The organism is Xylophilus sp. PBN-3R (assembly GCF_057747805.1).
In genome coordinates, this window is record NZ_CM173225.1 from 3,056,416 (window position 1) to 3,079,925 (window position 23,510).

The 23,510-nt window shown below is 64.1% G+C and carries 22 protein-coding genes; 13 read left to right on the forward strand and 9 right to left on the reverse strand.

The window, feature by feature from the left end; translation table 11 throughout:
• Nucleotides 1–21: 21 nt before the first annotated feature.
• On the reverse strand, nucleotides 22–957 hold the full coding sequence (gene catA / locus AC3ANW_RS14495) for a catechol 1,2-dioxygenase (RefSeq protein ID WP_488341549.1): 936 nt from the start codon (nucleotides 955–957) through the stop codon (nucleotides 22–24).
• Between the two features lie 39 nt (nucleotides 958–996).
• A complete protein-coding gene (locus AC3ANW_RS14500; protein ID WP_488341550.1) occupies nucleotides 997–2,175 on the reverse strand; it encodes a muconate/chloromuconate family cycloisomerase in 1,179 nt (392 codons plus the stop codon).
• A 142-nt stretch (nucleotides 2,176–2,317) separates the two neighbouring features.
• Here AC3ANW_RS14500 and AC3ANW_RS14505 point away from each other — a divergent pair, with 142 nt between their 5' ends.
• Complete coding sequence (locus AC3ANW_RS14505; protein ID WP_488345432.1) at nucleotides 2,318–3,205, forward strand: LysR family transcriptional regulator; 888 nt, start codon at nucleotides 2,318–2,320, stop codon at nucleotides 3,203–3,205.
• 146 nt (nucleotides 3,206–3,351) lie between these two features.
• Here AC3ANW_RS14505 and eutC read toward each other — a convergent pair whose 3' ends face one another.
• Genes eutC through AC3ANW_RS14530 form a run of 5 tightly spaced genes read right to left on the reverse strand, consistent with a single transcriptional unit; the run spans nucleotide 3,352 to nucleotide 7,524 of the window.
• Nucleotides 3,352–4,113 carry an ethanolamine ammonia-lyase subunit EutC gene (gene eutC / locus AC3ANW_RS14510; protein WP_488341551.1) on the reverse strand — a complete coding sequence of 254 codons (762 nt, stop codon included), beginning with the start codon at nucleotides 4,111–4,113 and terminating at the stop codon, nucleotides 3,352–3,354.
• Nucleotides 4,110–5,504, reverse strand: coding sequence for an ethanolamine ammonia-lyase subunit EutB (locus tag AC3ANW_RS14515; RefSeq protein WP_488341552.1), 1,395 nt, complete (start codon nucleotides 5,502–5,504; stop codon nucleotides 4,110–4,112). The genes eutC and AC3ANW_RS14515 overlap by 4 nt, the downstream gene beginning before the upstream one ends.
• A 1-nt stretch (nucleotide 5,505) precedes the next feature.
• Nucleotides 5,506–6,873 (reverse strand): ethanolamine permease, encoded by a 1,368-nt coding sequence (gene eat / locus AC3ANW_RS14520; protein WP_488341553.1) that lies wholly within the window; start codon nucleotides 6,871–6,873, stop codon nucleotides 5,506–5,508.
• Nucleotides 6,874–6,933: 60 nt separating this feature from the next.
• Nucleotides 6,934–7,173: a hypothetical protein gene (locus AC3ANW_RS14525; protein WP_488341554.1), complete on the reverse strand. Its 240-nt coding sequence runs from the start codon at nucleotides 7,171–7,173 to the stop codon at nucleotides 6,934–6,936.
• Nucleotides 7,174–7,227: 54 nt separating this feature from the next.
• Nucleotides 7,228–7,524, reverse strand: a complete 297-nt coding sequence (locus tag AC3ANW_RS14530; protein ID WP_488341555.1) for a hypothetical protein — start codon at nucleotides 7,522–7,524, stop codon at nucleotides 7,228–7,230.
• A 154-nt stretch (nucleotides 7,525–7,678) separates the two neighbouring features.
• Here AC3ANW_RS14530 and ku point away from each other — a divergent pair, with 154 nt between their 5' ends.
• The 10 genes from ku (at nucleotide 7,679) to AC3ANW_RS14580 (ending at nucleotide 18,228) form a co-directional block, all read left to right on the forward strand.
• A complete protein-coding gene (gene ku, locus AC3ANW_RS14535) occupies nucleotides 7,679–8,560 on the forward strand; it encodes a non-homologous end joining protein Ku (RefSeq protein ID WP_488341556.1) in 882 nt (293 codons plus the stop codon).
• Nucleotides 8,561–8,565: 5 nt separating this feature from the next.
• On the forward strand, nucleotides 8,566–11,859 hold the full coding sequence (ligD, locus tag AC3ANW_RS14540) for a DNA ligase D (RefSeq protein ID WP_488341557.1): 3,294 nt from the start codon (nucleotides 8,566–8,568) through the stop codon (nucleotides 11,857–11,859).
• Nucleotides 11,856–12,749 carry a LysR family transcriptional regulator gene (locus AC3ANW_RS14545; protein ID WP_488341558.1) on the forward strand — a complete coding sequence of 298 codons (894 nt, stop codon included), beginning with the start codon at nucleotides 11,856–11,858 and terminating at the stop codon, nucleotides 12,747–12,749. Before ligD ends, AC3ANW_RS14545 begins: the two co-directional genes overlap by 4 nt.
• A 133-nt stretch (nucleotides 12,750–12,882) precedes the next feature.
• The gene (locus AC3ANW_RS14550) at nucleotides 12,883–13,020 is read left to right on the forward strand and encodes a hypothetical protein (protein ID WP_488341559.1); all 138 of its coding nucleotides are present in this window, start codon (nucleotides 12,883–12,885) and stop codon (nucleotides 13,018–13,020) included.
• 71 nt (nucleotides 13,021–13,091) lie between these two features.
• Nucleotides 13,092–14,114: a Bug family tripartite tricarboxylate transporter substrate binding protein gene (locus AC3ANW_RS14555; protein ID WP_488341560.1), complete on the forward strand. Its 1,023-nt coding sequence runs from the start codon at nucleotides 13,092–13,094 to the stop codon at nucleotides 14,112–14,114.
• Nucleotides 14,115–14,153: 39 nt separating this feature from the next.
• Complete coding sequence (locus AC3ANW_RS14560; RefSeq protein WP_488341561.1) at nucleotides 14,154–15,215, forward strand: Ldh family oxidoreductase; 1,062 nt, start codon at nucleotides 14,154–14,156, stop codon at nucleotides 15,213–15,215.
• Nucleotides 15,216–15,354: 139 nt separating this feature from the next.
• The gene (locus AC3ANW_RS14565; RefSeq protein ID WP_488341562.1) at nucleotides 15,355–15,630 is read left to right on the forward strand and encodes a DnaJ domain-containing protein; all 276 of its coding nucleotides are present in this window, start codon (nucleotides 15,355–15,357) and stop codon (nucleotides 15,628–15,630) included.
• A 6-nt stretch (nucleotides 15,631–15,636) separates the two neighbouring features.
• The gene (locus AC3ANW_RS14570; RefSeq protein ID WP_488341563.1) at nucleotides 15,637–16,209 is read left to right on the forward strand and encodes a hypothetical protein; all 573 of its coding nucleotides are present in this window, start codon (nucleotides 15,637–15,639) and stop codon (nucleotides 16,207–16,209) included.
• A 29-nt stretch (nucleotides 16,210–16,238) separates the two neighbouring features.
• Entirely contained in the window at nucleotides 16,239–16,994 is a 756-nt protein-coding gene (locus AC3ANW_RS14575; protein WP_488341564.1) for a hypothetical protein, read from the forward strand.
• Between the two features lie 7 nt (nucleotides 16,995–17,001).
• Nucleotides 17,002–18,228 carry a hypothetical protein gene (locus AC3ANW_RS14580; RefSeq protein ID WP_488341565.1) on the forward strand — a complete coding sequence of 409 codons (1,227 nt, stop codon included), beginning with the start codon at nucleotides 17,002–17,004 and terminating at the stop codon, nucleotides 18,226–18,228.
• Nucleotides 18,229–18,282: 54 nt separating this feature from the next.
• Here AC3ANW_RS14580 and AC3ANW_RS14585 read toward each other — a convergent pair whose 3' ends face one another.
• Together AC3ANW_RS14585 and AC3ANW_RS14590 are read right to left on the reverse strand one after the other, a co-directional pair.
• Nucleotides 18,283–19,314, reverse strand: coding sequence for a methionine synthase (locus tag AC3ANW_RS14585; protein WP_488341566.1), 1,032 nt, complete (start codon nucleotides 19,312–19,314; stop codon nucleotides 18,283–18,285).
• Between the two features lie 19 nt (nucleotides 19,315–19,333).
• A complete protein-coding gene (locus AC3ANW_RS14590) occupies nucleotides 19,334–20,320 on the reverse strand; it encodes a DUF1852 domain-containing protein (RefSeq protein WP_488341567.1) in 987 nt (328 codons plus the stop codon).
• 92 nt (nucleotides 20,321–20,412) lie between these two features.
• On the opposite strand from AC3ANW_RS14590, the gene AC3ANW_RS14595 reads away from it, so the two are divergent.
• Nucleotides 20,413–21,330 (forward strand): LysR family transcriptional regulator, encoded by a 918-nt coding sequence (locus tag AC3ANW_RS14595; protein WP_488341568.1) that lies wholly within the window; start codon nucleotides 20,413–20,415, stop codon nucleotides 21,328–21,330.
• Nucleotides 21,331–21,904: 574 nt separating this feature from the next.
• A complete protein-coding gene (locus tag AC3ANW_RS14600) occupies nucleotides 21,905–23,506 on the forward strand; it encodes an ABC transporter substrate-binding protein (RefSeq protein ID WP_488341569.1) in 1,602 nt (533 codons plus the stop codon).
• Nucleotides 23,507–23,510: the final 4 nt, after the last annotated feature.

Below are 23,510 nucleotides of genomic sequence, written 5' to 3' on the forward strand. Positions count from 1 at the left end.
CCGTGCTCCTTGTTTTGGCGGTCAGGCCGCAACGCGGGGGCGTTCGACGATCTGGTTGTCCACACCGTCGACCAGCGGCGACAGGTGGATGTCGAACACGATTTCGGCGAACGGACCGCTCATCTTCCAGGCGGCGATGCTTTCCGCGTCCGTGCGTTCGACCAGCGGCGGCACCAGGCCGTCGCGGGTGGCGTAGGCGAAGTCGTCATACACCAGCGGATCGCCGTCGATGTTGATCTGCGTGGTCAGCTTGCGGTGCTGGTCGGCGCTGACGAAGAAGTGGATGTGCGCCGGCCGGTTGCCGTGGCGGCCCAGCTGGTTCAGCAGCGACTGGGTGGCGCCGTCCGGCGGGCAGCCGTAGCCCTTGGGCACGATGCTTTCGAAGCTGTAGCGTCCCTTGTCGTCCGCGATGATGGTGCGGCGCATGTTGAAGGGGGCCTGTTCGCCGGTGGGGTCGAAGTGCGAATAGAAACCCTTGGTGTTGGCATGCCAGACCTCCACCTGCGCGCCCGGGAGCGGCTGGCCGTCGGCACCGTAGACGATGCCGTGCATGACCAGCGGATGACCATCGGTGTCCTTGCCGTCATCCAGTTTTGCGTGGCCCTGCAGCACCGGCGCACCGGAGACATACAGCGGACCTTCGATGGTGCGCGGCGTGCCATCGGGCACACCGTCGGCCTTGTCCTGCGCGTCCATGCGCATGTCCAGGAAACGGTCCACACCCAGACCCGGCGACAGCAGGCCGGCCTCGCCCCGGGCACCCAGGAAGTTCAGGTAGGCCACCGCAGCCCAGTATTCGTCGGGCGTGACCTCCAGGTCCTCGATCATCCTGAACAGGTCGCTGACCACACGGTGCATGACCTGCTTGATGCGAGGGTTGCCGCCTTCGTTGTCCAGACCGGCGATGGTCTTGAGGAAATCCTGCACTTCGGCTGTCTCGAAAATATGAACGCTCATCGTGGCTCCTTGGAATTATGGGATGCGGGTTTGGGTGGCTCAGGCTTGCACGGCGACCTGCATGCTCTTGCGGTCGCGGCGGAAAAAGGCGATGCGTTCCGGGTCCATCACGATGCCCAGGCCGGGGCCAGACGGGACGGTGAGGTGGAAGTCGGCGTATTGCAGCGGCTCGGCCAGGATTTCCTCGGTGATCAGCAGCGGGCCGAATAGCTCGGTGCCCCACTTCAGATGCGGGAAAGTGGCGAAAACATGGGCCGAGGCGATGGTGCTGACCGCGCCTTCGAGCATGGTTCCGCCATACAGTTCGATGCCGGCGGCATCGGCGATGGCGCCTACCCGCTGGGCGGCGAGCAGCCCGCCCGACTGTTCGATCTTCACCGCGAACGCATCGGCCGCATCGATCCGCGCCAGTTCGAAAGCCGAACCCGGGCCGACAAGCGATTCGTCCGCCATCACCGCCAGGCCGTAGCGGGCACTGGTCAGGCGGGCCAGTGCGGCGCCGGAAGCGACCGGCTGTTCGGCCAGTTCGCAGCCCGCATCGGCCAGGGCGGCCAGACCCTGGTGCGCCTGCTGTTCGTTCCACGCCATGTTGACGTCGACACGCACTTCGGCGCGGTCGCCCAGGGCACGTTTGATGGCGGCCACGTGGGCCACGTCCTCACGCACGCTGCGACGGCCGATCTTGAGTTTGAAGACCCGGTGGCGGTGTGCGTCGAGCATCTTCTCGGCTTCGTCGATGTCCTTCCGGGTATCGCCCGATGCCAGTGTCCAGGCGACCGGCAGGCGGTCCCGCAGGCGGCCGCCGAGCAGCTCGGAAACCGGCAGGCCGGTGCGCTGCCCGAGGGCGTCGAACAGCGCCGTCTCGACTGCGCATTTGGCAAACCGGTTGTCGCGCACGGTGAGTTGCACCCGCGCCATGGCGGCGGCCACCGCGTTGGCGTCCTGGCCGACGAGCAGCGGTGCGATATAGGTATCGACCGTGAGTTTCATGCTCTCGGGGCTTTCGGCCCCGTAAGCCAGGCCGCCGATGGTGGTGCCCTCGCCCCAGCCGACCGAGCCGTCCGAACACAGAACTTTCACAAGCATCAGCGACTGGCCCTCCATGACGGTCATGGCGAGTTTGTGCGGCCGGATGGTGGGCAGGTCGACCAGCATCGTCTCGATCTTGTCGATACGCACGGCGTGCAGGAAGGGAGGCTTGGAAGTGGCGATTTGCATGCGCTGCATTGAACCGCGGCATACAGCATGTTTCCAGTATTTTTTATGTCTTCTTTCATACCTTGAAGGTATGAACATCTGCCAAGTTCCTGTCGCACATAGAATTAACCGCCTACTATATCAAGATACATGGTTTACCCTAATGGATCTGAGACAGCTTAGATATTTCGTGGCGGTAGCGCGCGAAAGGAATTTCACCCGCGCTGCCGAACAGCTGCACATGGCACAACCGCCGCTGAGCCGGCAGATCCAGCTGCTGGAAGAAGAACTCGGCGTGCCCCTGTTGTTGCGCAACAGCCGGCCGCTGCGACTAACGGAAGCCGGCCGGCTTTTCTATGAACAGGCCATCCAGGTGCTGGGCCGGGTCGAGCAGATGACCGGCGCCACACGTCGGCTGGGCCTCAACCAGCAGAGTGCGCTTTCCATCGGGTTTGTCGCCTCGACCCTGTATGGCGGACTGCCGATGCTGGTGCGGCAGTTGCGGCAACAGTTGCCGACGCTGGACATCCAGCTGATCGAGATCTCGTCCATCGACCAGGCAGAGGCCTTGAAGACCGGCCGTATCGACCTGGGGTTCGGGCGTATCCGGGCGAATGACCATGCGGTGTCTCGCACGGTGCTGACCGAGGAACGGCTGGTGCTGGCCACCCCGCCAGGCTTCTTTTCTGCGCCTGACGACGAGCCGGTCTGGCTGGCCAGGCTGGCGGGGCAGAAACTGATCGTTTATCCGAAGGAACGGCGGCCGAGTTTTGCGGACCAGATATTGACGTTGATCAACGATTATGGGGTGCGGCTGGCGGAGATTATCGAGGTGAAGGAGTTGCAAACCGCGCTGGGGCTTGTTGCCTCCGAAGCGGGCGTCTGTATCGTGCCTTCGAGTGCGCGGCTGCGGGCTGATCTTCAATATCGGCCGATCGCCGATAAGAATGCGACTTCGCCTATTATCCTGAGTCACCGCTTGAATGATGACGGGTGGTATATCGCTACTGTCAAGAAACTCGTTGCGGAGATATATCGGGGGGATTTTTGACTTTTTTGCTTTTCTCGAGCGGAAACTCCGCTTCGTTCTGAAGTGTCCTTTAGTAATCCATCGGGGTGAACCGCATATGCGCGGTGCAGTCACTTTCTTTTCCGGCAAAAAAGGAATTGACCGAAGAAAGTTGCCTCGCGAAAAAATCACCCAATCAAATCAAGATCACTCTCATCCTTCAACAACACGCCACTCCCTCCCCGCCTGAGCGCCTCTCGCATCAACCAGGCCAGCCTGGCAGCCGCCACCGAATAGGCCAGCCCTTCGGCCCGAACATTCGAAATGCAATTGCGCTCAGCGTCATGACGCCCGCGCCGCGGCTCAAACGTCAAATAAGCCCCCAGACTGTCAGGCGAACTCAACCCGGGCCGTTCCCCGATCAGCATCACCACCAGCCGGGCACCGAAAATCTCCCCGACCTCGTCAGCCAGCGCCACCCGCGCCTGCGATGCGATGACAACCGGAGCGAAAACCGTCTCAGCCGGCAGCAGCGGCCGCAGCGCTGCCAGCAGCGGCCGCGCATGCCGTTGCACGGCCAGGCTGGAAAGCCCATCCCCGACCACCAGACAAACATCGGCCGGCCGCGCGCCCTCACGCAAAAGCGCTGCATCCGCCTGCGCCAACTGCCGGCCGTGATCAGGCCTGCGCAGATAGGCGGTGCGATCCTCCGCACGGCTCCGCACACGGGCCACATCCCACCCATCGGCCCGGAGCGCCGACTCCAGTTGCCCGACATCCAGAGCAGCATGAATCGCATCACGCGCCATGGCGTGCGCCCAGCCGAACCGCAGGGTTTCATCGGTAGGCATGCCGGCCCCGGCCCGTCCCAGCGCCAGCCGCGCAGGCGTGGCGGCACGCCAGTCCGACCAGCTGTCGGCGGTGACCGACGGTGTCTTGTCGTCGCTCATGAACCCAGCGCAGCCAGGCCGCCCATGCCGGTCAGAAGCCGGTTCGCCGAAGTCGCCGCCAGCCGGCCAGCCGGGTCGGTGATCGACATGCGCTGCAGCCAGGCTTCGAACTCCGGCGCCCGTTTGAGGCCCATGGTCTCGCGCAAAAAAAGCGCATCGTGGAAGGAGGTGCTCTGGTAGTTCAGCATCACGTCGTCGGCGCCGGGCACGCCGATCAGGAAGGTGAGCCCGGCACTGGCCAGCAGCACCAGCAAGGTGTCCATGTCGTCCTGGTCGGCCTCGGCATGGTTGGTGTAGCAGACGTCGCAACCGATGGGCAGACCCAGCAGCTTGCCGCAGCAATGGTCCTCCAGCCCGGCCCGGATGATCTGTTTGCCGTCGTACAGATACTCGGGGCCGATGAACCCGACCACGGTGTTGATCAGCAGCGGTTTGTAGCGCCGGGCGAGTGCATACGCGCGTACCTCGCAGGTCTGCTGGTCAACGCCGAAGCTGGCGTCGGCCGACAGCGCACTGCCCTGCCCCGTCTCGAAATACATGACGTTGTCGCCCAGCGTGCCCCGGCCCAGCGACAGCGCGGCGGCATAAGCCTCATCAAGAAGTTCGGGCGTGACGCCGAAGGACCGGTTGGCCTTCTCGGTACCGGCGATGGACTGAAAAACCAGGTCGACCGGCGCGCCCGCCTCCGCCAGCTTCAGGGTGTTGGTGACATGCGTCAGCACGCAGCTCTGCGTGGGAATCTCGAAGCGCTGGATGACTTCGTCCAGCATGTGCAGCAGACGGCCCAGCATGGGCAGGCTGTCTGAGGCGGGATTGAGGCCTATGACGGCGTCGCCCGCGCCGTACAACAGGCCGTCGAGTGTCGAAGCCGCCACGCCGCGCAGGTCGTCGGTCGGATGGTTGGGTTGCAGCCGCACCGCCATGTGCCCGGGCAGGCCGATGGTGTTGCGGAAACGGGTCACGACGCTACATTTGCGGGCGACCGCGATCAGGTCCTGGTTGCGCATCAGCTTGGAAACCGCCGCCACCATTTCGGAGGTCAGACCGGGTGCCAGCGCGGTCAGCGCGGCGGTGTCGGCCCTGGCGGACAGCAGCCAGTTGCGGAAGTCGCCCACCGTCAGGTGCGACACTGGCGCGAACGCCGTGGCGTCGTGGCTGTCGATGATCATCCGGGTGATGTTGTCGCTCTCGTAGGGCACCAGCGCTTCGGTCAGGAATTGCCTGAGCGGCGTTTCAGCCAGCACATGGCGGGCAGCCATGCGCTGCTGTGCGGTGGCCGCGCCGATGCCGGCCAGGTAGTCGCCCGAGCGCGCCGGGCTGGCGAAGGCCATGACCTGCCGTAGGTCGTCGAACCGGAAAACCTGGCCGGCGATGGTGGTGCGGTAACGCATGTCAGTCGGCCTGCAGCATCTGATCAGGCGCGGCATTGCGACGCTGTTCCGGGGTAGCCTGAAAATAGCCGTAGCCCAGCGCCATCAGCACCAGGAACAGGCCGGTCAGCAACAGGTTGAACCACACCATCGCCACCAGGCAGACCACTCCGAGTCCGAAGGCGATGGCCGGGAAAACCGGATAGAACGGCGCGCGGTAACTGCGATGCAGGCCGGGCTCGATGGCCCGCAGGCGGAACAGTGCGGCCATCGACACCAGGTACATGACGATGGCTCCCAGCACTGCCAGGGTGACGATGCCGGCGGTCAACGTCTGGCCGCCGAAACTCACCCAACGGTCGCTGAAGATGGCGACCACACCGACCACGCCGCCCGCCAGCAGCGCCCGGTGCGGCGTATTGAAGCGGGGGCTGAGCCCGGCGAAATAACGCGGCAGGTAACCGGCCCGCGCCAGCGCGAAGATCTGCCGCGAATAGCCCATCGTGATGCCGTGGAACGACGCGACCAGACCGAACAAACCGATCCACACCAGCATGTGCAGCCAGCCGCTGTGGTCGCCCACCACCGCCTTCATCGCCTGCGGCAGCGGATCGTTGATGTTGGCGATGGTCCGCCAGTCGCCCACTCCGCCAGCGAAGACCATTACACCGAACGCCAGCAGCACCAAGGTGACGATGCCGCCGACGTAGGCGATTGGAATGGTGCGCTGCGGGTCGCGGGCCTCTTCCGCCGCCATGGCCGCGCCTTCGATGGCCAGGAAGAACCAGATGGCGAAAGGGAGGCTGGCGAAGATGCCCGACACCGATGCACCGTTGAGCACCTCACCGCCCGCCCAGCCGTGCGCGGTGAAATTCGCCATTGACCAGCCGGGTGCGACCACACCCATGAAGACCAGCAATTCGACGATGGCAAGCACGGTGACAGACAGTTCGAACGCCGCGGCGATGCCCACGCCCACCCAGTTCAGCGCGATGAAAACCAGATAAGTACCGAGCGCGAAATATTTGGGATCGATGTCAGGGAACTGCACATTGAGATAAGCCCCGATCGCCAGCGCGATGGCCGGCGGCGCAAAGACGAATTCGACCAGCGTCGCGAAGCCGGCCACGAATCCGCCGCGCGGCCCGAATGCCCGCCGGGCATAGGCAAAAGGCCCGCCTGCATGCGGAATCGCGGTCGATAGTTCGGTGAAACTGAAGATGAAGGTGGTGTACATCGTGGCCACCAGCACCGTGGCGACCAGGAAACCCAGGGTGCCGGCTGTATTCCAGCCATAGCTCCAGCCGAAGTATTCGCCGGAAATGACCAGGCCCACCGCGATGCCCCACAGCTGGAACGGACCTAATACTTTTTCGAGGTGTGGGGTCACGATGCGCCTGGGGGTTGATGGCCTGGGGCGGCATGCATCAGCCGTGCCAGGGTCGCGACGTCAGGCGTCCGGCTTGGCGGGTTTGGTGTCCGGAACCTCGGCCTCCGCTTCCGTTTTCGAATTGGCCTTCATCGTCACGTCGACCCGCGCGCCGGGCACCGACTTGTGTTCGCCCGGCGTATTGCCGACCGTGCCGGGAGCGGAATTCTCGTAGGCCTGTTCGCCGGGAACACCGGCCTGGTCCTGAATCGCTTCGAGTGTCGACGAAGCACCGGGGTTGATTGCATTTGGCTTGTTCATGGGCCGGAGCTTCGCGCAAAGGCGGCGCCGTGAACGTAGGAAAGGACCGCTTGCCTATCGCGCCGGGCCGAAGCCGAAAAGCAGGCCGCGTTTCGGTGCTTCGGGAGATTCGGCTTCACGGTGGTCGTCGGCGGCGACGGGTTCTTCACGCGGCCCGGCGTCCAGGTCGGGCACTAGCGCCTGAAGCGCAAGCAATCCATCGGCCATCGCCTGCCGGTAGGTATCGACCGGTTTTTCAGATTTTTGAAGCTCGGCCCATCGCGCGTCCGAGCGTTCGGTCAGCACCCAGACGAACGACCCCGTATCGGCTTCTTCGACATGGACGGCGACGATTCGCAGGTTGGACGGCATGTCCACAGCGTATGCCGGCTGGCGGCCCGGTCTGCAGCAAATGGTTTCGGCGCGTCCGGAAATGCAGCCGCCGACCTACAGACTGGCGATGCGGCACCCCAGAAACTGTGACGGCTGCGGGCGGTCCCGCAAAAACCGCAAAGGAACCCACCACATGGCAACCGGAAGCCGCACCCTCTGGAAGGGCGCCATCACATTCGGCCTGGTTCACATCCCGGTCGGCCTGCACACCGCCGCCACTGAACAGGGCATCGATTTCGACTGGCTCGACAAACGCACCATGGACCCGGTCGGCTACAGACGCATCAACAAGAAGACCGGCAAGGAAATCGACAAGGACAACATCGTCAAGGGTGTCGAATACGAGGACGGCAAATACGTGATCATCAGTCCGGAAGAGATCGAGGAGGTCTTTCCGAAGACCACCCAGACCATCAAGATCGAGCGGTTCATCGACGCCTCCGAAATGCCGTTCATCTTCCTGGAGCGTCCCTATTACATCGCCCCGGTCAACAAGAGCGACAAGGTCTACGCACTGCTCCGCGAGACGCTGATCGCCACCGGCAAGATCGGCCTGGCCAAGGTGGTCATCGCCACCAAGCAGCATCTTGCCGCGCTGGTGCCGTCGGGTCCGGCGCTGGTGCTCAACCTCCTGCGCTGGGGCGACGAGGTGAAGACACTCGATTCGCTCGACTTGCCGCCGGCCGGCAGCAAGGGCGTCAGCGCCGCCGAGCTGAAGATGGCGAAGCAGCTGGTCGAGGAAATGACAGGGAGGTGGGATCCGGCCGACTTCAAGGACGAGTTCCGCATCCAGGTCATGAAGCTGGTCGAACAGAAGGCCAAAAAAGGTGAAGGAAAGACCGTCACCCAGCCTGAGGAAGAGGCACCTCAGTCCGGTGATGTGATCGACCTGACCGCCCTGCTCCAGCGCAGCCTGAAGGGCGGCTCGAAGGCAACACCCGCCAAGACAGCCACGAAGACGGCCGCCAAGCCGGCCGCACCGCGGAAGACCACATCGCACAAGAAAGCGGCCTGACGCCCGTGCGGGTCGCGACCTGGAACATCAACAACGTCAACAAGAGGATCGAACTTCTTGTCGACTGGCTCCGGCGCACCCGGCCGGACGTGGTCGCCCTGCAGGAACTGAAGGCGCCCACGGCGCAGTTTCCGAGGGCGGCGCTGGAGGAAGCCGGCTACCGGTCGGTGGTGGTCGGGCAGCGCGCCTGGAACGGTGTGGCGTTGATATGTCGGGACAACGAACCCGTGCCGGTGCTGACCACGCTGCCCGGCGATCCGGCCGACAAGGAAGCCCGATACCTGGAAGCCGCCATCGACGGCGTGCTTTACGCCTGCCTTTACCTGCCCAACGGCAATCCTCGGCCGGGCCCCAAGTTCGACTACAAGCTGCGTTGGTTCGAACGCCTGCGCAGGCGATCGGAAGAGCTCTGGAAATCCGGCAACCCGGTCGTGCTGCTCGGCGACTGGAACGTGGTGCCGACCGATAGCGACATCTACAAACCGGACACCTGGCGCGACAACGCCCTGCTGCAGCCGGAGGCGCGGGAGGCCTATGCATCCATCCTCGCGCAGGGCTGGACCGACGCGCTGTCGGCGGCTTCGGCCGAAGCGCCGGCCTTCACCTTCTGGGACTACCGGCGCAAACGCTGGGAGCGGGATGCAGGCCTGCGCATCGACCACATTCTCGTCGGCGGCGGCCTGTCGGTGGTCGGTGCGGGTGTCGACCGTGACGAGCGGGGAAAGGCAGAGGCCAGCGACCACGCGCCGGTGTGGGCCGAACTGGCGATGCGGCAGCCACCGGCCGAAAAGCCCCTGACCAGGTACAACGCCAAACGCAATTTCAGGAAAACAGCCGAGCCGGCGGGGCTGATGCCGGAGAAACCTGCGGATGCGGATGCGGCCCTTGCCTTTGTCATCCAGAAACACTGGGCAACGCGGCTGCATTACGACTTCAGGCTGGAACTGAACGGCGTCATGGTCAGCTGGGCGGTGCCCAAGGGACCATCCTTCGATCCGGCGGTCAAGTCGATGGCGATCCATGTCGAAGACCATCCCGTGGGCTACAACAGCTTCGAAGGCGCCATTCCCAAGGGCGAATACGGCGGCGGCACCGTCATCGTCTGGGACAGCGGCACCTGGGAGCCGGTCGGCAACCCGACGGATGGGCTGGCCAAGGGAAAGATCATGTTCCGGCTGCACGGCCAGAAGCTGGCAGGGCTCTGGGAACTGGTCCGCATCTCGAAGCCCGGCGAAAAGAAACAGGACCACTGGATGCTTTTCAAGAAGCGCGGCGATGCCTGGGCACGACCCGTCGCCGAATACAACGTGATCACCGCCCTGCCTGACAGCGTGCTGAAGAAGCCGCTGGGGCTGGTCGAGGTGCGTGAGCCACGCGGCGGATCGACGGTCGGCAACGAAACGCCACTGCCGGCGAAGCTGGAGCCGCAACTGGCCACTCTGGTCTCGTCCGTCCCGGCGGGCGACTGGATCGTGGAGTCGAAGTTCGACGGCTACCGGATGCTGGCCCGCATCGACGGCGACGAAGTGCGACTGTTCACCCGCAACGGCAACGACTGGACCGAAAAGCTGGCACCCGTTGCCCGTGGGGTCGCAGGCCTGGGCCTTACATCGGCCTGGCTGGACGGCGAAATCGTGGTGCTGAACGACGCGGGTGTTCCGGATTTCAACCGCCTGCAGAACTCGCTGGACAGCGGCGGTGCCGGTGCGGCCGACATCACGCTGTTCATCTTCGATGTGCCCTTCCTGGGCGGCATGGATCTCCGGCCGGCACCGCTGCGCGACCGCCGTGCCCTGCTCGAACGACTGTTCGATGGCCGTGACGGACAGGCCGGCGACACCGTGCGCCTGAGCCAGTCCTTCGACGTCGCGCCGGCCCAGTTGCTCGGGGCCGCCTGCAAGATAGGCCTGGAAGGCGTGATGGTGAAGCGCGCCGATGCGCCGTATACATCCGGACGGACGGAGAGCTGGCTGAAGCTCAAGTGCCAGCACCGTCAGGAATTCGTGGTGGTGGGATTCACCGACCGTTCGGGCGGCGCGCGGGAGGTCGGCGGGCTGCTGCTGGGGTACCACGAAGGCGGCAGACTGCAGTTCGCTGGGTCGGTGGGAACCGGCTGGGGGGCGTCCACCGGCAGTGAGCTGCATGCACGGCTGACGAAGCTGGAAATCGGCAAGCCGGTGGTGGACGTCACCGACACCAGGCCCGGCCGGTGGTCGAAACGCAAGGCGGGCAGCGAGCGCTGGGTAAAACCTTCGCTGGTGGTCGAAGTGGCCTTCGCCGAATGGACGCCCGAGAAACACATCCGGCATGCGGTGTTCCGCGGTATCCGCAGCGACAAGCCGGCAGGCGACATCGTCCGCGAAGAGGCCAGGACCGTCGCCGATGCGCCGATGGCCAGGAAGACCGCGCCCGCGGGCCTGAAGATCTCCAACCCCGAGCGGGTGATCGACCCCGGCACCGGCCTGCGCAAGATCGACCTGGTGCATTACTACGAAAGCATGGCGGGCTTCATGCTGCCGCACCTGAAGAACCGGCCGACATCGCTGGTGCGGGCACCGACCGGCATCACCGGCCAGCTCTTCTTCCAGAAACACCCGGAAAGCAGGATGGCCGGACTGAAGGAACTGGACCCGGCCCTGTGGCCCGACCATGCCGCGCTGCTGGCGGTCGATTCGCCGGAGGCGCTGGTTTCCGCGGCGCAGATGAATGTCATCGAGTTCCACACCTGGAATTCCGTGATCGCCCGGATCGACCAGCCCGACCGCTTCATCCTGGACCTCGACCCCGGCGAAGGCGTCACCTGGCCGATGCTGCAGGAAGCGGCCATCCTCACGCGTGTAATGCTGACCGAGCTGGGCCTGGAAAGCTGGCTGAAGACCAGCGGTGGCAAGGGCCTGCACGTGGTGGTGCCCATCACGCCCAGGCTGGCTTATGCCGATGTGAAGGCTTTTACCCAGGCAGTGGTGAAACACATGGCCCGCGTCATTCCGTCGAAGTTCACTTCGGTGATGGGCGGCAGCAACCGTGTCGGCAAGATCTTCATCGACTACCTGCGCAACGGCCACGGCCAGACCACGGCCTGTGCGTTCTCGGCCCGTTCGAGGCCGGGCCTGGGGGTGTCGATGCCAGTGGACTGGGAGCAGCTGAAGGAACTGAAGAGCGGATCGCAGTGGACCATCACCACCGCGCGCGACTACCTGTCGTTCCGTCAGGAAGACCCCTGGGCCGGCTACTGGAAAAAGCGGCAATCGCTTGCCAGGGCCACCACCCTCCTCGGCCGCGGCCCAAGCGCAGGATGATCCAGCTCAATCAAGTCCGATGTTTCATCGCGGTCGCCCGTGAACTCCATTTCGGCCGGGCCGCCGAACGCCTTCACATGACCCAGCCGCCGCTGAGCCGGCAGATCCAGCAACTCGAGCATGCCCTGGGCGTTCTGCTGCTGGAGCGCAATCAACGGCAGGTGCGGCTGACGCCGGCCGGCAAGGCTTTCCTGCCGGAGGCCGACCATCTGCTGCAGGTGGCGGAAACCGCCTCGATGGCAGCGCGCCGCGCCACCACCGGACATGTCGGCACGGTGAGCCTCGGTTATGTGCCGGGCATCAGCTGCACGCTGCTGCCGCCGCTGGTGGCAGCCATCTCGCGCGACTTTCCGGACGTCGACATGGATCTGCGGGAGCTCAGCACCCATCACCAGGTGGATGCCCTGCGAACCGACCGCCTCGACCTCGGGCTGGTTCGCATGCCCTGGGCGTCCGGGGATTTCGAGACCTGCTGCCTGATACGCGAGAAATTCATCGCGGCGGTGCCGGCCGGTCACGCGCTGGCCGCCCGCGACCAGCTCCACATAGCCGATCTTCACCGGCAACCGATGCTGATGTTCCACCCGGCCCAGGGCGGCTATTTCTACGAACTGCTGGTGCGCCTGTTCGAGTCCGAGCGTGTCTCGCCGCGTTATATGCAGTACGCCCGCCAGGCCTATTCGATGCTCGGCCTTGTCAGCGCGGGCATGGGCCTGGCGCTGATGCCGGCGTCCAACGCCCGGCTGGGCCTGAAGGGCGTGGTGTTCCGCCCCATCGAGCTGCCGCCGCAGGTCGTGGCCGAACTGCACCTCATCTGGCGCAAGGTCGACCCGCTCGACGGACCGGTCATCGAAGCCATGCGCAGCCGTATCCTGGCGCACGACTTCTAGCAAGGCCCAAGCGGGGGCGTCGATTCAACTATTGACTCACCGCAACCCAATTTTGCATTGGACGCCTGCGGACTGCGATGCTGGAATCCGGGAGCCACCGACGATGTGGCGAATACCCATAACGGAGACTTCCATGCTTTCAGCTTCCCGGGCGCGCCGCTGCGCAGCCGTTTTGTTGTTGTCCGCGCAAGCTCTGCTGCCGTCCCTGCAGGCCCAGACCGGCCAGTTCCCCAGCGCTCCCATCCGCATGGTGGTGGGCACTCCGCAATAGGCGCGGCCCACTTTGCTTCGAGCCCCGCCAGCCCAGGAACGACCACGTTATCAACCAGACGGAGACAAGACATGAAAAACAGACATTCCATTTCACGGCGTTGCCTGACCCTCGGCCTTTCCGGCGTCGCAGCCGTCATCGGCGCGCTCGGTTTGCCGCCGGCCGTCCGGGCGGCCGAACCCGGCACTGCCTATTTTTCCGGCAAGAACATCCGCATCATCGTGCCCAACCCGGCGGGCGGCACCTCCGACATCCTGGCCCGCGTGCTGGCCCCGAAGATGGGTGAAATGCTGGGGGCCAACATCCTGGTGGAAAACAAGGCGGGAGCCACCGGCAACCTGGGTTCGGACTTCGTGGCCAAGTCACCGCCCGACGGGCTGACCCTGCTGCTGAACGACATCGGCTCGCTGGCCATCGCGCCCAGCGTGTTTCCCACCCTGCCCTTCGACCCGGTGAAGGACTTCGCGCCGGTCTCGCTGGTGGCGTATTCCCCGCACATCCTGGCGGCTTCGCCCGGCCTGCCGGTCAAGGACGTGAAGGAACTGATCGCACTCGCCAAGGCCAAACCCAACTCGCTCAATTTCGCGATTTCGGGCACCGGCGGAGCGAACCACCTCGCCGGCATCGACTTCGCCATGCGCACCGGCATCGTCTGGACCTATGTCCCCTACAAGGGCGGCTCGCAGGCCATCAACGACGTGGTGGCGGGGCAGGCGGACGTGCTGTTCAACGGCATGGTCGCCACCTACCCCATGGTCAAGGGCGGGAAGCTGAAGGCGCTGGCCATCTCCAGCGCCCAGCGTTTCCCGGCCGCGCCGGAGATCCCCACCGTCGCAGAAGCCGCCAACCTGAAGGGTTTCGAGACCGGATCGTTCCAGGGCATCGTCGCACCGGCCGGAACACCCCCCGCCGTGGTCGCCACGCTGCACGCCACCCTGCAGAAGATCCTGGCCACGCCAGAGATGCAGAAACGCCTGCAGGACCTCGGCGCCGAATACCGTCCCGGCACCTCTGCCGAGTTCGGCGACTTCATCAGGACCGAGAAGGCCCGCTGGGCCAAGGTCGTGAAGGACTCGGGCGCCAAGTTCGACTGACCGGCACGCCCGCCCGCAATCCGTCTCCAGAGAAATCAATTGAACACGACCACAGCCAAACGCTTTGAATTCCAGTCCGTCCGCAAGACCGTGCTGACCCTGTTCGGCAAGGCCGGCCTGCATGACGCCGCGGCCACCGCCGTCACCGACGTGCTGCTGGAAGCCGACCTCATCGGCCACTCCACCCACGGACTGGCGCTGGTGCCCTGGTATCTGGAAGCCGCCCGGACAGGCGCGATGAAACTGGAAGGCGAGCCGGAGGTGCTGGTCGACCGCGGAGCCTGCGTCACCTGGAACGGCCACCGGTTGCCCGGCGCATGGCTGGCCTCCCAGGCCGTGGAACTGGCGGTCGAGCGCGCCGCCGCCTACGGCACCGTCACCGTGGTGATCCGCGACTGCGGCCATGTCGGCGCACTCGCGGCCTACATGGAAAAAGCCACGTCGCGCGGAATGATGCTGCTGATCGCCAGTTCCACGCCGTCGGTGGCCGGTGTGGCTCCGTTCGGCGGCACCCAGGCCGTCTTCACGCCGAATCCGATCGCGGCCGGCATACCCACCGACGGTGAACCCATCCTGCTGGACATCAGCGCATCCATCACCACGCTGAACCGGGCAAGGCAACTCGCACGGGAAGGCGGGCAGTTCCCCGCGGCCTGGGTACTCGACAAGGAAGGCAACACCTCGACCGATCCCGCGGTCGTGGTCAGCCAGGGCGGCAGCCTGCTGCCGGTGGGCGGCCTGGACCACGGTCACAAAGGCTACAGCCTGGCCCTGCTGGTGGAGGCGCTGACCCAGGGGCTTTCAGGTTTCGGCCGGGCCGACCGGCCGACCGGCACCAGCGTTTCGCTCTTCATCCAGGTGATCGATCCCTCGGCCTTCGCCGGCCAGGACGCATTCGCGCGGCAGACCAGCCACCTGGCGCAGGCCTGCCGGGACAGCGCGCCGCGTCCCGGAGCGGACCGGGTGCGGGTGCCGGGCGACCGTGCCGCCGCCGCCCGCCAGGACGCCCTTCGCAACGGCCTGCCGCTGGACGACGCGATCCTGCAGGCCCTGGAGCCCTGGTTGACCCGTTACGAGCAGGCATTGCCGCCAGCGCGATAAACCAACCGTTTCGCCGCGGCTGCCGGCCGACTATTCCGGTCGGGCCGGCGCGGTGCCGAAGCGCGTCGGCGCCGCGCCTCCTACAATCGCTGCCTTTTGCGGTTCGCCGTGAGACCTGCGTAACGAAGGAAGGCGCCGCATGCAAGACCACTATCTCGCCCTCGGTGTCGGCAGCAGCGCAAGCCTGGCGGACATCAAGAAGGCCTATCGCCACCAGGCCGGCCTGCACCACCCGGACCGCAGCACCGCGCCGGATGCCGCCCAACGTTTCCGCGCCGTGCAGGAGGCCTACGACATCCTCGGCGACGCGGAAAAACGCGAGGCCTACGACAACAACCGCAAACGCAATCTGCTCGACGACCCGCTGGAAACGGCCCGCGGCATCTGGGCAGACTATTTCCAACGGCTCATCTAGGCCTCGATGTACGTATCCCCCTTCTTTCACAACCTGCGTTCCGCCTACCTGGCCGAACTCGACGACATGCGCCACGATTCCGACGGGAAGTTCGTGCTGGACCGGCGCCTGGCCGAGCGGCGCAAGGAGGTCACCTTCCTGGTCGCCATGCTGGAACTCGCGCCCGAAATGGTGGCGGTCGTCCTGCACAAGGCCTTCCGCTTCACCTCGGCGTCGGCCATGGACCGTCTGCTGGCCTGCGAGTCCGACAAGCTGCCCGCCTGGGAACACCTGAAGGACACCATCGAGATCGCCCCCTGGGCTCAGGCCACTGTGAAGATGCTGCGTGAGCAGGCCGCCGGCGACAGGTTCCTGATCGTGGCCGCCGCGCTGGAATACATGGCGGGCAATCCCCGGCATGCGGCCACTCATGCCGGCGACGAGGACGACAGCGAAGAAGACGCAGACAACACCGAAGACCGGGACAACGACGACGGCCAGCACCTGTCGGCCGACGACCTGGACGACGCCGACGGCCAGACCCGCGAGGAAGCGCGCGCCGACTGGATGGCCGGGCAAGGCTTCGACCGCAAAGACTGAAACGCCCCGCAAGCAACCGACCCATCGCCATGAACCACCTCGCCCTGATCACCAAGACCCGGAGCCTGATTGCCGCAGGCGACATTTCCGGCGCCGAGTCCGCCCTCACCGAACTGGCCGACACCGAAGGCGACAAGGCACTGATGGTGGTGCTGGACCAGCTGGAGCCCAAGGACATCCTGGCGGTGATGCGCGAGTACGACCCGTCCCGCGAATCGGTGGTGAGCCTGCTGGTCACGCCCCGGCAGTTCGCGCATGCCATCGTCATCGAGAAGCGCTACAAGGACCTGACCCACACGCACCTGCGCGGCATGGTGAATTCCATCGTCTTCCGCGAGGACGCGGATCCGGTCGAATTCCTGACCGCCGTCGGCGACCTGGAAGGCGGCAGCGAAGCCATGGCCAATTACTTCGCCGAGAAGTGGGCGCGCATCGAGGCCTTCGCCCGCAGCGGCAACTTCGACACCGCCGAGGAAGACGGCGAGATGCTGTCCGAATCCGCGCTGCTGGCATCGGCCTATGCCAAACCCAAAATACAGCTGGACGAGGTCGCCGACCAGGACTGGATGGAACTGGCCTGGCGCATGCGCTACGAATGCCCCGACCTGTTCACCGAAACCCTCATGGTGTTGCGTGCCAAGGCCCGTGCCCATGACCTGGGACTCGACCTCGACGACGAGGACGAAGACGCGGAAGATCACGACCCGCGCGTGGAGACCGGCGACACCGACCGCGGCCGCAGCACGCCGGCTGCACGCGACGACGATGAAGAATCTGCGATCTGACGGTTCCATGTCCACGCCCTCCCCCACCGCCGACCAGGCCATTGCGCTGTTCGACAAGCGGCCCTTCTTCGAGAAGGCACTGCAGCACGGCGTGCGCCACGGCGTCATCACACCCGACCGCCTGGCCGCCATGAGCCTGGAAGCGCCCAAGGGCATGGTGCAGATCGCGCGTTATTTCGGCACCGAATACCTGCGCCCCGACCTCGAGAAAGCCCGTGACCGGCTGGTGAACCTGGTGAGCCTGTACCTGGAACACTCGACCGGCGGCGACTTGGACCGGGCCGCGGAGTCCCTGCGCGACCACAGCCTGCTGTCGCGTTCCAAGGGCGGTTCGGACATGCTCAAGGCGCTGATCGTGATGCCGCAGAGCAGCCATTTCGGAATGCAGGAACACGGCGTCTTCCAGGACAAACACATCGCGCTGCTCGCCAAGTGGTCGCTGCGCAGCCTGCCCGAATACCAGGCCGAACGCGCAGAACGGAGCCACGCCACCACCCTGGTCGAAGCCGCCGTCTGGATGGCCGCCCAGTTGGGCATGGACGTCGACGACCTGCAGGACGCCGGCAAGGACGCGGAATCCGTCGTCCGCACCGCCCTGCTGGTGCGGTTGTGCCGGCAGAGCGCCATGCCGGACTGGGCCGCGTTCGAGAAAATGGTGCTGGGCCTGCGGAAGAAACACCCTTCGGCAGCGCCGGTGGCCATCGCCTTGCCGGAAGGCCTGCCCGCGCAGTACCGCGAGGCGGTGCAATCGGTGCAGGCTTCCGTCATGCAGGACATGCCCAGGATCCTGGATGCCGCGCTCGGCGTGCGCAAGCTGTTCGACCAAACGCCCGCTTTCATGGGCCGTTATTTCTGGTCGGAGGACGGCCTGGCCGACCTGGACCATTTCGAGCGCAGCAACAGCGCCGTGTGGGACCAGGCCACCGAAGGCCACGGCGACGACAGCTCGTTGCTGACCCTGTTCCTGCGCATCGCCACCCAGGGCAAACACACGACGCTGCTGACCCGGAAGGCCGCCACTGCCCTGATCAAGAAAGTCCGTACATCCGGCCTGGACGCCGACCTGCCCCGCCATTTCGTGCTGCAGCACGCCCCGGCACAGTTGCAGGCCGACTACCTGGACCTGTGGAACGCCTTCGTCGACGAAGCCGAACCCGTGCTGCGCAGCGACCGGGTGCAGGCCACCGAGGACGCGCTGGCGCTGCTGCGCCGGGAATGCAATATCGCCGAATAGGCAGTGCGCGCGGCGGCTCCGGAATGCCGCCTAGCTGAGCGTCACGCCGGTATCTCAACCCTTCAGGAGTTCGGCCCGGATGATTTCCGCGCCGGCACTGAGAGCATGCAACTTGCCTCTGGCGACTTCACGCGGCAGCGGTGCCATGCCGCAATTGGTGCAGGGGTAGAGTTTTTCGGCATCCACGAACCGAAGCGCCTTGCGCAGGGTGTCGGCCACTTCCTCTGGCGTTTCAACCGAGTGACTTGCCACGTCGATGGCCCCGACCATTACCTTCTTGCCGCGAATGAGTTCGATGAGGTCGATGGGAACATGCGAGTTATGGCATTCCAGCGAAATGATGTCGATACTGGATTTCTGCAACCTGGGGAAAGACTCTTCATATTGCCGCCACTCGGATCCGAGCGTCTTTTTCCAGTCGGTATTGGCCTTGATGCCATAGCCATAACAAATATGGATGGCGGTTTCACATTCGAGCCCTTCGATTGCCCTTTCCAGGGCGGCGACTCCCCAATCATTCACTTCATCGAAAAACACATTGAATGCCGGTTCGTCGAACTGGATGATGTCGACGCCAGCGGCCTCGAGCTCCCTGGCTTCCTGATTAAGGATTTTGGCAAATTCCCAGGCCAGTTTTTCACGGTTCCTGTAGTGGTTATCGTAGAGTGTGTCGATCATCGTCATCGGGCCCGGCAAGGCCCATTTGATCGGCTGGTCGGTGTGCCGACGTAAAAACCTGGCATCTTCGACAAAAACCGGTTTCTGGCGATTCACCGCACCGACCACCGTCGGCACACTGGCGTCATATCGATCACGTATCCTGACCGTTTCGCGTTTCTCAAAATCCACGCCGTCGAGATGCTCGATAAAGGTGGTGACAAAATGCTGACGGGTCTGTTCGCCGTCACTGACAATATCGATACCTGCCAGCTGTTGCTCCTTCAACGACAGAAGCAGGGCGTCCTGTTTGCCTTCGACCAGTTCGTCGCCTTGCAGTTTCCAGGGCGACCAGAGCTTTTCGGGTTGTGCGAGCCAGGAAGGTTTGGGCAGGCTGCCGGCAGTCGAAGTGGGCAATAGTTTTTTCATGATGTCGATCTTTTTCTGGTTAACTGGAAAGCGCCTCATTGGACGACCATTGCTCGAGGAGATTCTTGTAGGGCTTGATGAAATGTTCTTCGGTAAACTTCCCCTGCCTGACGGCCAGCTGGCTGCGTTCTTCCCGGTCGTAGAGGATCCGGGTCAGGGAATAATCCTGGTTATTCAGATTCGGCTGATAGAACTTGCCTGCCGCAGAATTGGCGTTGTAGATTTCCGGCCGGTAGATCTTCTGAAACGTTTCCATCGTGCTGATGGTGCCGATCAGTTCGAGATTGGTGTAATCAGCCGGAAGATCCCCACGAAAATAAAAAGCCAGGGGCGCAACGCTATCCGGCGGCATGAAATATCGAACCTGCAAACCCATCTTTTCAAAATATCGATCCGTGGATGAAAACTCATTCTGCAAATATTCGACACCGAGTATGGGATGCAGATTTTCGGTGCGGTGATAGGTCTTGCTGCTGGAGGCGCTGATGCATATGACGGGCGGTTTATGGAAACGCTGCCGGTAGGCGTCCGAGTTCACAAAAAGCTTGAACAACTTTCCATGCAGATCGCCGAAGTCTTGGGGAATGCTGAAAGCCGACGTATTCAGGTTATGTTCCGGCAGCAGCACACTGAAGTCGTAGTCACGCACATAAGAGGAAAAATTATTTCCCACGATGCCATCGATGCATTCACCTGTTTTTTTGTCGAAAATCTTCGGCTTCAATATCTCGATCAGCGGAAACAGCGCATCATTTCCGGCGCCGATATTCATTTCCACCGACACGATTTCCAGTTCGACAGAATAACGATCGCCCTGTGGATTGTCCCAACCCGCCAGACTGTTGAAACGGTTGTCGATCATCCTCAGGGTATTACGCAGGTTTTCCCGGCGACTGTTCCCGCGGGCCAGATTGGCAAAATTGGTGGTAACACGCGTGTGGTCCGATGGACGGTAGTCTTCATCGAAACAAACACTCCTGATATCAAACGTGAACTTCTTTTCCATTGGATTCCCTGTCAGCTGGCTGGATGCTAGCCATGGCAACCAATGAAGTAAAATGGGTTTATTTCATAAATCCATGAATTCGGGTCATCTGAATGCTTGAGCGTATCCATCTCAACATCGTCCAGCAGGTCGAAAAGCAAGGCTCACTGACCGCCGCTGCGGGCGTGCTGAACCTCACCCAGTCGGCACTGAGCCACAGCATGAAGAAGCTGGAACAGCAACTGGGCACCGACGTCTGGCTGCGTGAAGGCAGAAGCCTGCGGCTGACGCAGGCCGGGCAATACCTGCTGGCGGTGGCGAACCGGGTGTTGCCGCAACTCGACCTGGCCGAAGAGCGGCTGGGGCAATTCGCGCAGGGCGAGCGCGGCGCACTGCGCATCGGCATGGAATGCCACCCGTGCTACCAATGGCTGCTCAAGGTGGTCTCGCCCTACCTGACCACGTGGCCCGACGTCGATGTGGACGTCAAGCAGAAGTTCCAGTTCGGCGGCATCGGCGCGCTGTTCGGCTACGAGATCGACCTGCTGGTCACGCCGGACCCGCTGTTCAAGCCCGGCCTGAAGTTCGAACCGGTGTTCGACTACGAGCAGGTGCTGGTCGTGCCCAGGGCCCACGCGCTGGCGTCGGCGACCTATGTGAAACCGCAGCAGCTGACCCAGGAAGTGCTCATCAGCTACCCGGTGGACATCGAGCGGCTGGACATCTACAACCAGTTCCTGCTGCCGGCCGGCGTCACGCCCAGACGCCACAAGACCATCGAGACCACCGACATCATGTTGCAGATGGTGGCCAGCGGCCGCGGTGTCGCCGCACTGCCGCGCTGGCTGGTCGAGGAATATGCGGCCAGGATGGATGTGGTGCCGGTGCGGCTGGGCGTGCGCGGCATTGCCAAGCAGATATTCCTGGGGGCACGCGAGACGGACAGCGCCATCGACTATGTGCGGGCGTTCATCGAAATGGCGCGCCACCCCGATGGCGATCCAGCCGTTTCATCCGGGAAAAAATCTTGAGCGAACTGCCATGAGCCAGCGCGCCTGAACGGGTCAGGGTTGCAGCCGGCGGGCGGTCCAGGGCGCTCTTCCAGTGAAAGCCGAAGATGGCACGGCTCTGCGCGAAAGAGCGGCCGCGCTGCAGGACGGCATCGCTGCTTCCAGGCGCGATCTCGGGCAGCAGCAGTGCCCGCGCCCGACCGACGGAAGCTTGCCACCGAGGGATAGGAACCATCGGATGGCCCGCGTGCGGCGATCGCCTGCGATGCATGGAGCGCGAGCTGCTATCTGCTCGTGCATGCATCCCCGGCAAAGGGCCGAATTTTGCCGTGCGGACCCCAGTGAAATCCCTGCAGTTTCCCGACCTGTTTGTACGCATGATGGAAGCCGGCGGCCGGGCGGCCACCGAACGGCGGGCAAGTGGACGCGCGGAGGCGGCTGGCAGTCGAAAACGACCGCTCGACGCAGTCAGTGGCACGCTTCATGCTCATGGTCGGAAGGCGATTGCGCGCACCGGTCCGTCCGTCGAGCCTGCGATTTTTCTGATGTTTTCGTTGCGGCCCATCTGGGGCCCGCGTCTGGAGATGCTCTAGCTATGTCAGGTTTTTCTTGCTTCCGGCCCCGTGGCCGCAACGTTCTCGCAGCCACCGCCATCGCGGCCGGCATCGGTTTTTCAGGCCTCGCCGTGGCACGCGACCTGGTGGTGGCGCTGAAGACCGAGCCCACGTCGATGGACCCGCAATATCACGCGCTGACACCCAACATCCAGCTGTCGCAGACCCTGTTCGATCCACTGGTCTGCGTCGATGCCGAACTCAAGCCAGAACCCTGCCTGGCCGAATCCTGGAAGGCCGACGGCAAGGTCTGGACCTTCAAGCTGCGGCCCAACGTCAAGTTCTCCGACGGCTCGCCTATGACCTCGGCCGACGTGCTGTTCACCATGGACCGGGTGGCCAAGGTGCCCAACAGCCCCTCGTCCTTCAAGGTGTACCTGCAGAAGGTCGAGAAGATCGAGGCACCCGATCCGCTGACGGTGCGCATCACCACGTCCGAGCCCTATCCCCTGCTGGCCATCAACATGGTCGGCCTGCCGATCATGTCGGCCAAGGCGGCGGCGGGACCGGCGCCCGAAGGCAAGACCACCACCGAACTCAACGGCGGCAGCGGCCTGGTCGGTACCGGCCCCTACCGTTTCGTGTCCTGGAAACGCGGCTCGGAAATCATCTTCGAGCGCAACCCGAACTACTGGGGCAAGCCGCCCGCCTGGGACAAGGTCATCTATCGCCCGATCAGCAACCCCGCGGCCCGCGTGGCAGCCTTGCTGGCCGGCGACGTGGACCTGGCCGAAGACCCGCCGACCGACGACCTGGAGCGCCTGAAGAAGGAACCGAAGCTGCGGGTGGAAACCAAGGCGTCCAACCGCGTCATCTACGTGGCGCTGGACCAGCACGGCGAGACCACGCCCGGCATCACCGAGAGCAACGGCAAGAACCCACTGCTCGACAAGCGGGTGCGTGAGGCGCTGTCGCTGGCGGTCGACCGCGCGGCGCTGGTATCGCGCACCATGGGCGGCGTGGCGGCGCCGGCGGGGCAACTGCTGCCCTACCCGATGTTCGGCGCCAGCAAGAACCTGGCGACGGCACCCAAGGCCGACCCTGAAAAAGCCAAGGCCCTGCTCAAGGAAGCCGGCTACCCCAACGGCTTCACGCTGGTGCTGGGCACACCCAACGGCCGCTATATCAACGACAGCAAGGTGGCACAGACGCTTGCCGCCATGTGGACCCGCATCGGCGTGAAGACCACCATCGACGCCAATGCGCCGGCGGTCTTTTTCAAGAACCGCGACAGCTATGCCTACAGCGCCTATCTGGCGGGCTGGGGCACGGCGACCGGCGAGATGTCCAACACCCTGAATTCCCTGCTGGTCACACCCGACAAGGACAAGGGCGTGGGCACCACCAACCGTGGCCGCTACAGCAACCCGGCGATGGACAAGCTGGTGGCCGATTCGGCCAACCAGATGGACGACGCCACTCGCGCCGCCACCCTGGCCAAGGCCAGCGAGATCGCCATGGCCGACTATGCGATGTTGCCGATCCACTTCGAGTTTTCGGTCTGGGCCATGAAGAAGGATGTCGATTTCAAGGGCCGCGCCGACCAGCAGACCATGATCCAGTACGCCGTGCCGGCCAGGTAAACGA